Consider the following 15,271-nt stretch of genomic DNA (forward strand, 5'->3'; position numbering starts at 1 on the left):
CTCATTTTTGGATCTCACCGAAGTGATCTCCAGATACTCACTCGTTGTTCAGTTTTCAAAGATCAAGCTCGTTGTTAGCGTCGATGTTGTCGTCACCAGCAACTCTTATAATATATCACATCCAGCCGATCAATGCAAGCTCTTTTTTCAACTTCTTGTTCGAGCCAGGCGTTGATGTTTCGCGGCCAGAAATAGAATATATCACGGATAGACATTCATTGCAAGCATTATTTCTAAATCATTTGACCAGAGTATTCAATCCCCGATGCCAAGAGAACTGCCTGAGCAGCTCCCTTGGTTATCCGGGTCTGGAATCAGAGAAATCCTTAGTCTTTATTACGCATATGAGGGAACAGCAGCACGTCACGGATAGATGCTGAATTGGTCAGCAGCATGATCAGACGGTCTACACCGATACCCAGTCCGCCTGTTGGCGGCATGCCGTACTCCAGAGCGCGGATGAAATCATCATCCATCTCATGGGCTTCATCATTGCCCTGCTCTTTCTCGTGAATCTGTGCTTCGAAGCGCTGACGCTGGTCAATCGGATCATTCAGCTCGCTGAACGCATTGGCATGCTCGCGGGCCACAATGAACAGCTCGAACCGGTCGGTGAAGCGCGGGTCCTCTTCATTCTTTTTGGCAAGCGGTGAGATCTCTACAGGATGTCCCATTACGAATGTCGGCTGAATCAGCGTCTCTTCAACAAACTGCTCGAAGAACGCATTCAGGATATGTCCAAAGGTCATATGCTTCTCTACCGGTACCCGGTGTTCCTTAGCCAGAGCCTGTGCTTCTTCATCCGTCATCTGAACACCGAAGTCTACTCCGGTTACTTCCTTAACGGCATCCACCATAGTAACGCGGCGCCAGCCTGGAGACAGATCCACTTCCTGTCCTTGATAATTAATTACCTGGGAGCCCAGCACCTCGCTGGCAATATGAGCGATCAGACTCTCTGTCAGATGCATAATGTCCTTGTAATCCGCATACGCTTCATACAGCTCGATCATTGTGAATTCCGGATTATGGCGTGTTGAAATACCCTCATTACGGTATACACGGCCAATCTCATAGACTTTCTCCAGACCGCCGACGATTAGACGCTTCAGGTGCAATTCGATGGCAATCCGCATATACAGCTGCATATCCAGCGTGTTGTGGTGTGTAATAAACGGACGGGCCGCTGCTCCGCCAGCGATGGCATGCAGGGTCGGAGTCTCCACCTCTAAATAACCCAGCGAGTCCAGATAACGGCGCATCGATTGGATAATCCGTGAACGCATGATGAAGGTCTGCTGTACCTCAGGGTTAATGATCAGGTCCACATAACGCTGACGATAGCGGAGTTCTACATCCTTCAGACCATGATACTTCTCGGGAAGCGGAAGCAAGGACTTGGACAGCACCTCAAGGTTATCCACTTTAATAGAGGTTTCGCCGGTCTTTGTCTTGAACAGGGTTCCCCGGATACCGACGATATCGCCAAGATCAAGGATCGTGAAGGCTGCATATTGCGACTCAGGGATACTGTCCTGGCGCACATAGATCTGGATTTTGCCGCTAAGGTCCTGGATGTGAGAAAAGCTTGCCTTGCCCATGACCCGTTTCGCCATAATGCGTCCGGCCACACTAACCTCCAGCGCCAGCTCGTCCAGCTCTTCCTTGGTTTGCCCGTCGTATTTGGCCAGAAGATCGCCTGCAGCAGCGGTACGCTCATATTTCTTGCCAAACGGGTCGATCCCGAGTGCGCGGAGCTCGTCCAGCTTGCCCCGGCGGATCTGCAGCAATTCACTTAATTCATTCTCTGTAGCTTCGACGTTGTTGATTTCTTCCGTCATGTTCTTCATCCTCTCTTACTCACTATACAAAAGAAGAAACGGCTCCGCCCCGATCTAGAGGACAGTCCGTTCCGGTACAAAATATAAGCTGTATGTGTTCACCCATATTTTACGGCTGGTATTCATATCTTTTGAAAAAAGCTTCCCTAAGGAAGCTTTCGGAACCGTCTTACTTCATTTTGATATCAAGAATTTTATATTGAATGACGCCTGCAGGGACACTAACATCCACAATCGTACCAATCTTCTTGCCGATGATCGCTCTGCCTACAGGGCTCTCATTGGAAATTTTGTTGTTCAGCGGATCGGATTCGGCAGTACCCACGATGGTGTACTCCATAATGTCGCCATACTCCATATCTTCAACGTTCACCGTTACTCCGATGCTTACCACATCTGTCACGATCTCATCACTATTAATAATACGGGCATTGCGGAGCATCTTCTCCAAAGTAAGAACCCGTCCTTCAATGAAGGCCTGTTCATTCTTCGCGTCTTCATATTCCGAGTTCTCACTGATATCTCCGTAGCCGATAGCCACTTTGATACGTTCCGCTACTTCGCGGCGTTTAACGGATTTGAGGAACTCCAGTTCTTCTTCCAGACGCTTAAGTCCGTCCGGTGTAAGGATGACTTCTTTATCGCTCATCTTAACCGATTCTCCTGTCGTATACATTTATTGAAAACACCATACTATATGCGAATCCGGAGGGATCAGAACCCTCCTTCACCATTGCTCCTGCTGTAACGGCGATTTTATACTGTGAAATTATATTGGAACCGCTACAAAATGTCAATGACGCCCCATATAATGTTTAGCAATAATCAATAAAGCACACAGGAACGGGGCTTAGTCCCAGGAATATGTGAGGCTCATACGGCAAAAAGCTCGCTATCCGCGCTGTTCTGCTCCTCATCCTGCTTAAGCTGACCGACAAAATCATTCAAAATCCGCACCATCTCGTCACGTTTCGTTTCTTCCATAATAACGTCCTTCACGCGTGCCGCCGCCTTAAAGCCCTTCAAATACCAGGCCAGATGCTTGCGCATCTCGCGGACAGCCACAGCTTCACCCTTAAGAGCAATCAGGCGGTCCATATGAAGAATGGCTACCTTAATCTTCTCTTCAGCGCCAGGCTCAGGCATCAGAACACCGGTATCCAAATATTGAATCGTCCGGTACAGCATCCACGGATTGCCCAGTGCGCCACGCCCGATCATTACACCGTCACAGCCGGTCTGGTCCAGCATCGCCCGCGCATCCTCCGGCGTATTCACATCGCCATTGCCGATTACCGGGATCGATACTGCCTCTTTAGCCATACGGATATAATTCCAGTCGGCACGTCCCGTATAGAGCTGCTCGCGGGTCCGCCCATGTACGCTGACCGCCGCTCCACCGGCCCGTTCCACCGCACGTGCATTCTCTTCAACGAAGATATGCTCGCTGTCCCAGCCGATCCGCATTTTCACGGTGACCGGTTTGTCCACGGCCTCCACTACTGCGGATACCATCTCATAGATTTTGTCCGGATTCAGCAGCCAGCGTGCTCCGGCATCGCATTTGGTCACCTTGGGCACCGGGCAGCCCATGTTAATGTCGATGATATCGGCATTCGTCTCTTTATCGACAATTCTCGCCGCATCCACCAGCGATTCCCGGTCACCGCCAAAAATCTGCAGGCTCAGCGGTTTCTCGCGCTCATCGACAAAGAGCATCTCACGCGTACGCTGGTTGCCATGTACGATCGCCTTGCCGCTGACCATCTCCGCACAGACCAGGCCAGTCCCGAATTCTTTGGCAATCAGACGAAATGCCGGGTTACATACGCCAGCCATAGGCGCCAGCACGACCTGATTCTTCAATTCAATATCACCAATCTTCAGCATGGCCCAATCACTTCCCTACCTCAATTTGTAACGTTCAGCCCGGTCTTAGGGTGCCGGATGGGCCAGTTCCTCTACCGTCACTTCCAGAAAATCCGCAATTTTATTTAAAATTTGATCTTCCAAACGTCTGTTGCCCCGCTCCACTGCGCCAAGCACAGCAAGTGATATTCCGACAGAATCCGCCAGTTCCTGCTGCGTGTAGCCCTTCAGCTTCCGGAACGCTCTGACCCGCATTCCCATACGTTTGTTGTCCACAGGCGAATTCCTGCCTTTCCGTCTATGTCTTGCAGCGCTGTTGTAATTAATCTGCGGAAACCGGAAGACTCTTCGTTCTGCGATAAGATATCGCTGAGCGGCAGAAGGACAAACGCCCGCTCCAGCATCCTCGGATGAGGCAGCGTCAGATCCGGCGTGTCCAGGGTCAACCCCTCTACCCACAGCAAATCCAAATCTACCGTTCTCGGTCCATACCGCACATCCCTCACCCGGCCTAACTGGGTCTCCGTGTCCAGCATCACATGAAGCAGCTCCTCCGGTGCTAGTGTGGTGCGCAGAACAGCCGCCATGTTAAGAAACTGAGGCTGATCCAGATATCCGACAGGCTCCGTCTCGTAGACCCGGGAGGTGCGCATAACTTCAATCTTGTCGTGATGCTCCAGCCGGTGCAGGGCTTCTCTCAAGGTGCCTTGACGGTCACCCAGGTTAGCCCCTAAAGCAATATAAGCCTCTGATGCCTCAGAGGTAGAAGGTATGTTCATCAGTCTGTCTCACTTTCTCGTCCGGCGCAATTCTACAGTGACTCCCTGGAAGTGAATATCAAAAGGAGGATGCGGCTTGGTCACCTGGACCGTTACTGCATTGATAACAGTATAAGTGTCCAGTAACCCGGATGCAATATGTTCCGCCAAAGCTTCTATCAGCTTGAAGGACTGGGTTTCGACAATTTTTTTGACTACAACATGAACTTCAGCATAATTCACAGTCTGCTCCAGATCATCGCTGAGCCCTGCTCCCTGCAAATCAAGCTCCAGCTCAAGGTCGATATAATAACGCTGGCCAAGCTTCCGCTCCTCTTCAAACACGCCATGGTAACCGTAGTACTCCATGCGGTGCAGCTTCATTTTATCCATTAAGGGTACCTGCCTTCTCTTGAAGAATATAGTCTATACGCAGAGCACAGGTGAACCTGCATATAACATGGCGTCACACATCTCTACGGTACGTTTCATTGCCGCAATATCATGAACCCGCACAAGCTGACAGCCCTGGGCAATCCCGAAGGCAACAGTAGCTGCGGTCCCCTCCAGGACATCATCTGCGGGCAGACCTAGGACGGTACGAATGAATTTTTTACGCGAAGTGGCCAGCAGCACCGGATATCCCAGCTTCGTCAGTGCGCCGAGGCCAGTCATGACCTGAAGATTCTCTTCATAGTCCTTGGCGAAGCCGATTCCCGGGTCCAAAATAATATTGTCCGGCTTCACTCCGGCTGCCAGCGCCAGGTGAATGCTCTCGCTCAGGTCATCCGTCATATCGCTGATCAAGTCCTTATACTCACGGTCATGGCGGTTATGCATCAGAATGATCGGACAGTCTGCCTGCGCAGCAACCGCCGCCATCTGCGGATCGGCCTTGGCTCCCCATACATCATTGATGATATGCGCACCGGCCTGAATCGCCTGACGGGCGACTTCCGCCTTATAGGTATCTATAGAGAGGGGGAGATGCGGGGCGGCCTGATGGATACGCTCAATAACAGGAAGTACACGGGCCAATTCCTCTTCAGAACTTACCGGCTGGTGACCCGGACGCGTGGATTCCCCGCCTATATCGATAATATCGGCACCCTCTGCCGCCATTTGCAATGCATGCTCTACCGCTCTATCCCGCTCTGTCCACAGGCCCCCATCTGAAAAAGAGTCCGGCGTCACATTGAGTATGCCCATAATTAGCGTGCGCTTGCCCAATTTCAGCTCGCTGCTTCCGCAGCGGTAAGTCCGCTCATAGATCATTGGCTTCATATCAGCATATCCGTCCTTTCTCTGTACAGTCTCATAAGTGCAGCCGTCTGCTCTCCACAACGCCCGCTGCCTATGGTTATCCGCCGGTCTCCATTCCATAATGTGCTTACCGGTACGATCTCCTGCACAGAATTGGTGAGGAAGATTTCATCCGCAGCCGCAAGCTGTTCCCAGCGGTAAAAACCTTGTTCAGGCTGATGGCTGGCCGCTGCCAGCTCAAGCACCATTTCCCGGGTAATTCCCGGAAGAATCCCGGTGGAGATATCGGGGGTATAGAGCCGCTTATTGGAGATAAAAAAAATATTACTCACAATCCCTTCGGCGACCTCGCCCTGTGCGGTCAGCATCAGTCCCTCGACTCCTCGCTCTGCGGACGGATAACCGGACAATTCACGTTTTGCCAGGATGTTGTTCATATAGTGCAGCGATTTAAGCCTTACCGCACCCTCCGGGGTATTACGCCGGTGGTTCAGAAGCTGAAGTTCTTTGCCTTCCGTGTATAAGCCGGTTGGTGTGACCGGCAGGGCTTTGATATAGAGCAGATAATTAGGCTGCTTATAGGCTGCGGATGGCAGACCCAGAATATCCTCACCGGCTGTAACGGTGTAGCGGATATACGCCTCACTAAGCTCATTCTTGTCCATTACAAGCCGAATCCATTCCCGCAGCTCCTGTACGTCCGGCTCAAAGGGAATGCCCAGCTGGCGGCAGCCCTCTGCCATTCTGCTCAGATGGCGCTCCAGCAGGAAGGGCTGTCCCCCATACGTACGGAAGGTCTCGAACAGACCCATGCCGTACAAAAAGCCGTGATCCAGAGCGGAGACCACGGCGTCTTTGGCGTCGACTGCTTTGTTGTTAAGTCCTATATATTTCATGCCGGTTCTCCGGCTCTCCGTTTCAGGAAATTGCGCAGCATGGTATGGCCGTGATTCGTAATAATCGACTCGGGATGGAACTGTACCCCTTCAATCGGGTATTCCTTATGCCGCAGGGCCATAATCTCGCCTTCAGCGGTCTCGGCGGTAATCTCCAGGCAATCCGGCAGACTCTCTCGTTCCACGATCAGTGAATGATAGCGTGTCGCCGTGAAAGGAGACTCCAGCCCCTCAAATACGGAGGTACCGTTATGGTGGATGGGTGAGGTTTTGCCATGCATAAGGCGCTCTGCGCGGATGACATTACCGCCAAAAGCCTGTCCGATCGCCTGGTGTCCGAGACATACGCCGAATATGGGGATGATGCCCTTGAAATGCTGCAGCAGCGCAAGGCTGATGCCTGCCTCATTCGGTGTGCAGGGTCCCGGGGAGATCAGAATATGATCGGGGGCTAATGCTTCTATCTCCTCAATGCTGATCTCATCGTTGCGCGCTACCTTAACTTCTCCCCCCAGCTCACCCAGATACTGCACCAGGTTATACGTAAAGGAATCATAATTATCGATGACCAAGATCATATTGCGCTTCCTCCTTCGGCGCCGAGGGCAGCCCGCTCTTCCTGCTCGCGTTCACTGCAGAGAATGGCTTTTACTACCGCTTTGGCTTTGTTGTGGCATTCCCGGTACTCACGGTAAGGGTCTGAATCGATCACAATTCCCGCACCTGTCTGAATGTAGCCGATTCCGTCCTTCACTGCGAGCGTACGTATGATTATATTTAATTCCATATTGCCGTTATAGTCAATCCAGCCCATAGATCCAGTATATGGCCCCCGGCGGACCGGCTCCAGCTCTTCGATGATCTCCATGGTGCGCACCTTGGGCGCGCCCGTGATGGTGCCGCCGGGGAACAAGGCGGCAATGACATCGTACGCATCCCTGCCGGGTGCGACGATTCCCTCGACCTGCGAGACGAGATGCATGACATGCGAGTATCGCTCTACGGTCAGCAGCTCCGGCACGCTGACCGTTCCGTAGGCGGCGACACGGCCGATGTCGCTGCGCTCCAGATCGACAAGCATAATATGCTCGGCGATCTCCTTCTCGCTCCCGCGCAGCTCCGCCTCCATGGCGGCGTCCTCCGCGGGAGTATGGCCCCGCCGCCGGGTGCCGGCAATGGGGCGGGCGCTGACCTTGTCCCCGTGCAGCTTGACGAGCAGCTCCGGCGATGCGCTGGAGAGCGCGAAGCCGGGCGTGCGGAGCAGCCCCATGTACGGGGACGGGTTGAGTCTACGGAGCCATTCGTAGACTTCCTCGGGTGTGGACTTGAGCTGCGCCTGCTGGCGCAGCGAGAGGTTCACTTGGAATACATCTCCGGCACGGATGTATTCCTGGACCTTCAGCACAGCCTGCTGGAAGGGTGCAGCTGAGAAATCCGAGCTCATACCGGGCCACTCGCCGGTGATCTCGGCCTCGCTCTCCACCCTGCGCGTAAGCCCGGCGTACCTTGCATCGGCCGCTTCTTCCGGCTCTGCCGGTGCGTAGAGAAGGCTCCACTGCTCCAGCATGCGCTCCGCACGGTGCACAGCAGCCTCATAAAGACTCCTTAGCCCATCCAGGTTACCGGATACAGTATCCGGCACAGAGATATGAACTGCACAGTAGAGCTGCTGCTCCTGCTCATCGTAGATCCACACTTCTTCCAGTCTCATGAACAGATAATCCGGAAACTCAGGGTTGTTCCTGGCAAGCGACGGCAGCTTCTCCAGGGAACGGGCCACATCATAGCCAAGAAATCCGATACAGCCGCCGATGAACGGCGGCAGACCGTCAAGCGGCAGGCGGGGGGATGTATATTCCCCCATCCATGCCTGCAGCACTTGTAGCGGCTGGCCTTCCGTTACGGCAGATTCTATAAGCCCCGAAGCCTTGGCTCCGGGAGTATAGCTCTCCGCAACGGCTCCCCGCCCTTCGATGATGGAGACAGGGCTCAGGCCCAGATAGGTGTAGCGCCCGCCCTTGCCGCTCTCCAGGACAACCGAATAGGGGGAAGCCTGTTCCCAGGCCTGCTTCCAGCTGCGGGGCAAGCCTTGGTTGTCCTGCCGTTTCCTCAGGATCAGGGGAAGGACGCTCCAGGCCTCATCTGCCTCTGCCCACTGCTCCCAGTCCTGCCAAGCCGTTAAGATCTCCACAACCATTCTCCCGTCTCATCGATAGTTTATTGCCTGTCAGTATACTGTACATAGGGTTACTTTGAAAAGCCCGCAATTCTTATAAATGCTTATTATCCGAAAAAAGAGCCTGCGGTATCCCTGTGAAAGCGGATAGGGCAGGCTCTTCGTAAGAGCTGAATTCTCAGCAATTATACTTCAAAGTTATAGAGCGGAGTGCTCAGGTAACGTTCGCCGTTGCTTGGGATGATGACAACAATTTTCTTGCCTGCGCCAAGTTCCTTCGCTACCTTCAGTGCAGCAAATACAGCCGCACCGGAGGAAATACCGGACAGCACGCCTTCTTCCTTGGCTACGCGACGGGCAGTTTCGAACGCTTCATCATTCTCAACATGAATAATCTCATCATAGATATTCTGGTTCAGAATTTCTGGCACGAAGTTAGCCCCGATACCCTGAATCTTGTGCGGGCCCGGTTTGCCTCCAGCCAGGATCGGTGAAGCCGCAGGTTCTACCGCATAGATCTTCACGCCCGGATATTGACTCTTCAGCACTTCACCCGCACCGCTGATCGTTCCGCCTGTGCCGACACCGGCAATGAATGCATCCAGCGGGCCGCCTACGGATTCGATCGCTTCAACGATCTCCGGTCCAGTGGTCTCGCGATGGATCTTCACGTTAGCCTTGTTCTTGAACTGCTCCGCAAGGAAATAATCCGGATTCTCGCTCAGAATCTGCTCAGCCTTCTTGACCGCACCGTTCATTCCTTCTGATCCCGGAGTCAATACGAGCTCAGCGCCGTAAGCGCGCAGCAGGTTGCGGCGTTCAAGGCTCATCGTTTCCGGCATAACAATAATGGCCTTGTAGCCTTTGGCAGCTGCAACAAGCGCCAGGCCGATCCCTGTATTACCGCTGGTCGCTTCTACAATCGTGCCACCCGGCTTCAACAGGCCCTCTTTCTCAGCCTCTTCTACGATGCTGATGGCAATACGGTCTTTCACACTGGAGCCTGGATTCTGGTATTCCAGCTTCAGGAAGATCTCTGCCGAGCCTTCCGGAACAATCCGGTTCAGGCGGACGAGCGGTGTGCCACCGATCAAATCTGTTACACTGTTGACGACTTTAGCCATGAGTAAAAACCTCCTTGGAATGATAAATGAATTAGGGTGCGGAACTTATGACAGATGCTATCAGCATATATTACCGTAGCTCCCGGTTCACAATGCCTGGGTAACTAACAGTTGTAATTGTACCGCTTAATATTTCCGACTAAATCAGTAGGTTTTATATTTAATTTCATATTATCAATCTTGCAGGCTGTTGTCAATATATATTGCTGTATCATATTTGGCCCGTAATTCACGCTCTACCTGCTGCAAGGGCGCTGCCTGCTCCAGTCTCAGCTGCTGGCCGATCATCCGCCGCAGTTCCTCCTGATCCGGCTTCACAGGATCAATCAGCTTCTCCAGACGGATCACAGCATACCCCCCGTCAACCTGCAGCGGTCCTGCGATATCGCCATTCTCCAGCCCGGCTGCTGTCTCCAGCAGCTCCTCAGGCCAGAACGGGTCCTTCTCCTCGACCGTTCCGATACTGCCGCCATGCTGGCGGCTCTCCTCGTCGATCGAGACCTCACGGGCCAGCACTGCAAAATCCTCACCCCGCTCCAGGCGGTCCATCACTGTACTGGCCTCGTTATAGGTGGAGGTCTGGATGATAGAGAGCTGCATTTGCTTGCGGGGCATGAATCTCTCGCTATTTTGCTTCAGATAATCATCAATTTCCGCATCGCTGACCGTAATGCCGGCCGTTGCTATGGCCTGGAGTGTCAGCCGGTATGCCGTCTCCTCACGCAGCTCCTGACGGGATAGTCCAAGCTCAGACTGCATCTGCTGATAATATTGCTCCTCCGAGCTGTAACCGGACATTCCCCGCTTCAGTTCCCATTCAATCTCATCATCCGTGACCATAATTCCCAGCGCTGCGGCTTCCTTGCCTACCACGATGTGATTCAGCATGCTCAGCAGCACTTCTTCCCCGTGCTTCTTCTGAAGCTCCTCTATCCATTCCTGTTCCGTGACCGGCTGTCCTCCGGCAGCAGCGACATCCGAGGCTTCTCCTTCAGCCGTCTCTGCCTTCAGCAGTGCCATGGCACGCAGGCTCCAGAATAATAGCCCTCCCAGCACCAGCGTTGCCACAGCAAGTAATATAACGGCATTGCGCAGCGCGCGCTCCTGTCTTGTCACCATTTCATAGCCCTATGACTTCGCTTGATCGAGGATTACCTGCAGTTCATCCTTGTTAAATACATAGCTCTCATTGCAATAGTGGCAGACAACTTCTGCCGTATCATCTTCTTCGATCAGCCGTTCCAGCTCGTGCTCACCCAGACTAACCAGAGTCTGCTCAATCCGTTCCCGTGAGCACTGACATACAAATCGGACCTCCAGCTCATCCATGATCACAGCATCCGGCAGCAGCAGCCGCAGCATTTCCTCAGGCTCAAGCCCCTGATCCAGCACGGACGTAACCGAAGGCATGGCTCCAACCGCTTGCTCAACCTCGGTAATCTCCTCATCGGTCAGCCCGGGCAGCAGCTGAATAATAAAGCCTCCGGCAACTCTGACTGAATTATCGGTCTCCACCAGCACTCCAAGTCCTACAGCAGCAGGCGTTTGCTCCGAGAGGGCAAAATAATAGGTAAAATCCTCACCCAGCTCTCCTGAAACGATAGGCACACTGCCGCGGTACGGCTCCTTCATCCCCAGATCCTTGCTGATATCAATGAAGCCTTCCGTACCTACCGCCCCTGCAACATCCAGCTTGCCCATGCTGTTGCTTGGCAGATGAACATGCGGATTGCGCACATAGCCGCGAACTTCTCCCAGGGCATTGGATTCAGCCGTAATCTGCCCGAGCGGACCGTTTCCTTTGACCATAATCGCGAGCTTCTCCTGCCCCTTGAGCATGGCTCCCATTATAGCTGCGGCAGTAACCGTACGTCCAAGCGCTGCCGTAGCCGTCGGATACGTATCATGTCTGCGCCGCAATTCATCGACAAGCTCTGTGGTACGGACAGCGAACGCTCTGACTCTTCCGTTCATCGCCGTCCCCCGGACCAGCCGGTCCTTCTTATTATCCATTGGGTGCCTACTCCTCCTATCTCTCTCTTCTGTATAGGTTCATCTTTATGATTATTTGTTACGGTTGTAAATAATGCGCAATCCTTCAAGCGTCAGCATCGGATTCACCTCATCGATACATTCTGTCTCACTGGCAATCAGTGAGGCCAGCCCTCCGGTAGCAATAACCTTGAGAACGGGAGCATTCATCTCCTGCTTGATGCGTCTGACGATACCCTCAACCTGACCGGCATAGCCAAAAATGATCCCTGCCTGCATCGCATGTACGGTATTGCGCCCGATTACCTTCTTGGGCTTCTCCAGCTCAATCCGGGGCAGCTTGGATGCCCGCAGATAGAGGGCCTCCGTGGAAATGCCCAGACCCGGCACGATAGCACCGCCCAGATAGTTGGCCCCGGCATCAATGCAGTCGAAGGTGGTTGCCGTGCCGAAATCAACGACGACAAGCGGACATTTATACTGCTCAATCGCCGCAACCGCGTTCACAATCCGGTCCGCCCCCACTTCGCGCGGGTTCTCATAACGCAGATTAAGCCCGGTTTTGATACCAGGCCCCACAAGGAGCGGGTCCTTGCCGATGAATTTGACACACATCTCTACGATAACCTGCACGAGCGGCGGAACAACCGAGGAGATGATGACCCCCTCGACATCCCTGAACGAGAGATTCGACATGCTGAACAGATTATGAATCATTACACCATATTCATCGACAGTGGACCCGCGGGCAGTGCTCAGCCGGAAATGGTGCAGCAGCTCACTGCCCCGGTAGACACCCAGCACGATGTTCGTATTGCCGATATCGACGACAAGTATCATCAGAGGGCTCCCTCCTTCTTGCCATTCAGATCCAGGCTGATATCGAGACTCGCGAAGGAATACGTCAGCCGTCCTACCGAAATCACATCCACACCCGATTCAGCAATGCCCCGGACCGTCTCTAGAGATACATTGCCCGATGCCTCGATGGTGACATGCTTCGCCTTGGTCCGGATTCTTCTCACGGCTTCAGCCATCTGCTCAGGAGACATGTTATCGAGCATAATAATATCCGCTCCGGCCGCCAGCGCTTCCTCTACCTGCTCCAGACTCTCCGTCTCTACTTCAATGGTCATGGTGTGCGGGATATTGGCACGGGCACGCCCTACTGCCTGACGGATGCCGCCGGCCCCCTTGATATGATTGTCCTTAATCATTACCGCATCATACAGACCGTAACGGTGGTTGGCTCCGCCGCCTATGCGGACTGCATATTTCTCCAGCATCCGGTGACCCGGTGTGGTCTTGCGGGTATCCACCAGGCGGGTCGGCAGCCCTTGAAGCTTCTCTACAAAAGAAGCCGTGCGCGAGGCCACACCGGATAAACGCTGCATCAAGTTGAGGGCAAGCCGTTCACCGGTCAGGATGGCATGAGTGCTGCCTTCTACCTCAGCAATCACAGTGCCCTTGGAGACAGCTTGTCCTTCCTGGACCAGCGCCGTGAATACGAGCCCAGGATCAACAACTTCGAATACCAGCTCGGCCACGGGGATTCCACAAATAATCCCGTCTTCCTTGGCATGGATGATTCCCTTGGACTCATGCCCGGCAGGAATGGTTGTTCGGGTAGTAATATCGCCCGAGCCGACATCCTCCTGCAGCCAGCCCTTAATAGCCTTAAGCAGATCTTCATTGTATCCGTTAAACATCATCACTTAATTCCTCCACTATTCCAAGTTCGCGAATCTGGAGCAGATGCTTCTGCCACTGTGCGTCACTGCGCAGCGGATAATCCTCACGATAATGCGCACCGCGGCTCTCCTCCCGTGCCAGGGCCGATTCAGTGATCAGCAGACAGCATGTAAGCATATTGGCGAACTCGTATTCTTCCCGTGTTGTCAGCTTGGTATTAAAAATCGGCAGTTGGCGCTTTATCTCATCCAAGCCTTTGTTCAGCATTTCCCGGTTCCGCCGCAGTCCGGCGTACCGCACCATAGCCTTTTGCAGCTTCAACCGCCGTTCTACAATTGCCTGTGCAGGAGCTTCTACCCTTGCCTGATGATAGGCTACCGATAGGTTATCCCGGTCAAGCGGTGGAAGCTGGCGGATTCGTTCAATGATCCGGCGGCCGAACACAACAGCTTCCGACAAGGAGTTGCTGGCCAGCCGGTTGGCACCTTGCACACCAGTAGATGATACCTCACCGCAGGCAAACAGGCGGGCAACCGTGCTCTCTCCGCTCAGGTCGGTCTTCACGCCCCCCATCATATAATGCGCAGCAGGAGCCACCGGAATCCAGTCACTTGTAATATCCAGCCCGTAGCTCATGCAGGTTGCATAAATGGTCGGGAAGCGGTGTTTAACCATATCCGCCGGTTCATGCGTAATATCCAGATAGACAAAGGTGGATTTGGTCAATTCCATCTCGCTTACAATGGCGCGGGCAACAATATCCCGCGGGGCCAGCTCCTGCAGCTCATGATAACGTTCCATGAACCGCTCACCGTTAATGTTCCGCAGCACAGCGCCTTCTCCCCGCACAGCCTCCGAGATCAGGAAGCGCGGAGCGCCAGGATAGCTGAGTGCTGTCGGATGAAACTGAATGAACTCCATATCCCGGATATGGGCACCGGCACGATAAGCAATGGCTACCCCGTCTCCGGTGGCCACCTCAGGATTGGTCGTGTAACGGTATAGCTGTCCTGCTCCGCCGGAGCATAGGATTGTTGCATCTGCCTGCAGGAATAAACGCCCGCCGTCAGGCCGCTGTACAAGCGCTCCCAGACACTCTCCGTCCTCCGTAATCAGGTCAACGACATAATGGTCATCCCAGGTCTCAATATTCTCATGCCGGGCAGCCTGTTCAGCGAGTGCGCGGACAATCTCATATCCTGTAGCATCCCCATTTGCATGTAAAATACGGCGGTGGCTATGTGCCCCCTCCTGGGTTAAGGCAAGTACACCATTCTCCTTATCGAAAATCGTGCCAAGCCGGATCAGTTCTCGGACGCCTTCGGGCCCTTCATTGACCAGCACATCCACAGCCGCAGAGGAGTTCAGTCCCGCGCCGGCCATCAGGGTATCCTGACGGTGATACGCCGGCGAATCATCCTCCGAAATGACGGCCGCAATTCCGCCCTGGGCATACCGTGTGTTGCTCTCCATTACGGTCTTCTTCGTAATCATAATAACCTTCCGGTCTTCGCTGGCCTTGATCGCTGTGAATAACCCGGCAATACCGGAACCAATGACCAGGCAGTCTGTCTTAACTACAGGAAGTCCCTGAAGATCAAAATCAACCAAATATTGTGGAATCATGACCGCTTTTCACCTGTTTCAACGAAAGAGTAGC

Annotated in this window: 16 protein-coding genes; all 16 read right to left on the reverse strand. The window is 53.5% G+C overall.

What is annotated here, in order from left to right; translation table 11 throughout:
- Positions 1-326 precede the first annotated feature (326 nt).
- Complete coding sequence (lysS, locus tag C173_RS08025) at positions 327-1,841, reverse strand: lysine--tRNA ligase (protein ID WP_036723908.1); 1,515 nt, start codon at positions 1,839-1,841, stop codon at positions 327-329.
- 169 nt (positions 1,842-2,010) lie between these two features.
- The gene (greA, locus tag C173_RS08030; RefSeq protein WP_036696487.1) at positions 2,011-2,490 is read right to left on the reverse strand and encodes a transcription elongation factor GreA; all 480 of its coding nucleotides are present in this window, start codon (positions 2,488-2,490) and stop codon (positions 2,011-2,013) included.
- A 224-nt stretch (positions 2,491-2,714) separates the two neighbouring features.
- Positions 2,715-3,731: a tRNA dihydrouridine synthase DusB gene (gene dusB / locus C173_RS08035; protein WP_036723910.1), complete on the reverse strand. Its 1,017-nt coding sequence runs from the start codon at positions 3,729-3,731 to the stop codon at positions 2,715-2,717.
- Positions 3,732-3,776: 45 nt separating this feature from the next.
- Positions 3,777-3,986 (reverse strand): helix-turn-helix domain-containing protein, encoded by a 210-nt coding sequence (locus C173_RS08040; protein WP_036696484.1) that lies wholly within the window; start codon positions 3,984-3,986, stop codon positions 3,777-3,779.
- Positions 3,938-4,489 carry a 2-amino-4-hydroxy-6-hydroxymethyldihydropteridine diphosphokinase gene (folK, locus tag C173_RS08045; protein ID WP_036723913.1) on the reverse strand — a complete coding sequence of 184 codons (552 nt, stop codon included), beginning with the start codon at positions 4,487-4,489 and terminating at the stop codon, positions 3,938-3,940. The genes C173_RS08040 and folK overlap by 49 nt, the downstream gene beginning before the upstream one ends.
- Before the next feature lie 9 nt (positions 4,490-4,498).
- Positions 4,499-4,861, reverse strand: coding sequence for a dihydroneopterin aldolase (folB, locus tag C173_RS08050; RefSeq protein ID WP_036696480.1), 363 nt, complete (start codon positions 4,859-4,861; stop codon positions 4,499-4,501).
- Between the two features lie 33 nt (positions 4,862-4,894).
- Positions 4,895-5,752 (reverse strand): dihydropteroate synthase, encoded by an 858-nt coding sequence (folP, locus tag C173_RS08055; protein ID WP_036723914.1) that lies wholly within the window; start codon positions 5,750-5,752, stop codon positions 4,895-4,897.
- Positions 5,749-6,627, reverse strand: coding sequence for an aminotransferase class IV (locus C173_RS08060; protein WP_036723916.1), 879 nt, complete (start codon positions 6,625-6,627; stop codon positions 5,749-5,751). Before C173_RS08060 ends, folP begins: the two co-directional genes overlap by 4 nt.
- Positions 6,624-7,205 (reverse strand): aminodeoxychorismate/anthranilate synthase component II, encoded by a 582-nt coding sequence (pabA, locus tag C173_RS08065; protein ID WP_036723918.1) that lies wholly within the window; start codon positions 7,203-7,205, stop codon positions 6,624-6,626. Before pabA ends, C173_RS08060 begins: the two co-directional genes overlap by 4 nt.
- Entirely contained in the window at positions 7,202-8,824 is a 1,623-nt protein-coding gene (locus C173_RS08070) for an anthranilate synthase component I family protein (protein WP_036723919.1), read from the reverse strand. The genes pabA and C173_RS08070 overlap by 4 nt, the downstream gene beginning before the upstream one ends.
- A gap of 164 nt (positions 8,825-8,988) precedes the next feature.
- Entirely contained in the window at positions 8,989-9,927 is a 939-nt protein-coding gene (cysK, locus tag C173_RS08075) for a cysteine synthase A (protein WP_036723922.1), read from the reverse strand.
- Between the two features lie 174 nt (positions 9,928-10,101).
- Positions 10,102-11,046, reverse strand: coding sequence for a peptidylprolyl isomerase (locus C173_RS08080; protein ID WP_051477909.1), 945 nt, complete (start codon positions 11,044-11,046; stop codon positions 10,102-10,104).
- A gap of 9 nt (positions 11,047-11,055) precedes the next feature.
- Positions 11,056-11,940 (reverse strand): Hsp33 family molecular chaperone HslO, encoded by an 885-nt coding sequence (gene hslO, locus C173_RS08085; RefSeq protein WP_036723923.1) that lies wholly within the window; start codon positions 11,938-11,940, stop codon positions 11,056-11,058.
- Positions 11,941-11,991: 51 nt separating this feature from the next.
- Complete coding sequence (locus C173_RS08090; protein WP_036723925.1) at positions 11,992-12,759, reverse strand: type III pantothenate kinase; 768 nt, start codon at positions 12,757-12,759, stop codon at positions 11,992-11,994.
- Positions 12,759-13,631 (reverse strand): carboxylating nicotinate-nucleotide diphosphorylase, encoded by an 873-nt coding sequence (nadC, locus tag C173_RS08095; RefSeq protein ID WP_036723928.1) that lies wholly within the window; start codon positions 13,629-13,631, stop codon positions 12,759-12,761. Before nadC ends, C173_RS08090 begins: the two co-directional genes overlap by 1 nt.
- Entirely contained in the window at positions 13,621-15,237 is a 1,617-nt protein-coding gene (gene nadB, locus C173_RS08100) for an L-aspartate oxidase (protein ID WP_036723931.1), read from the reverse strand. Before nadB ends, nadC begins: the two co-directional genes overlap by 11 nt.
- Positions 15,238-15,271: the final 34 nt, after the last annotated feature.

It is taken from the genome of Paenibacillus sp. FSL R7-277 (genome assembly GCF_000517965.1).
Lineage (GTDB): Bacteria > Bacillota > Bacilli > Paenibacillales > Paenibacillaceae > Paenibacillus_AQ > Paenibacillus_AQ silagei.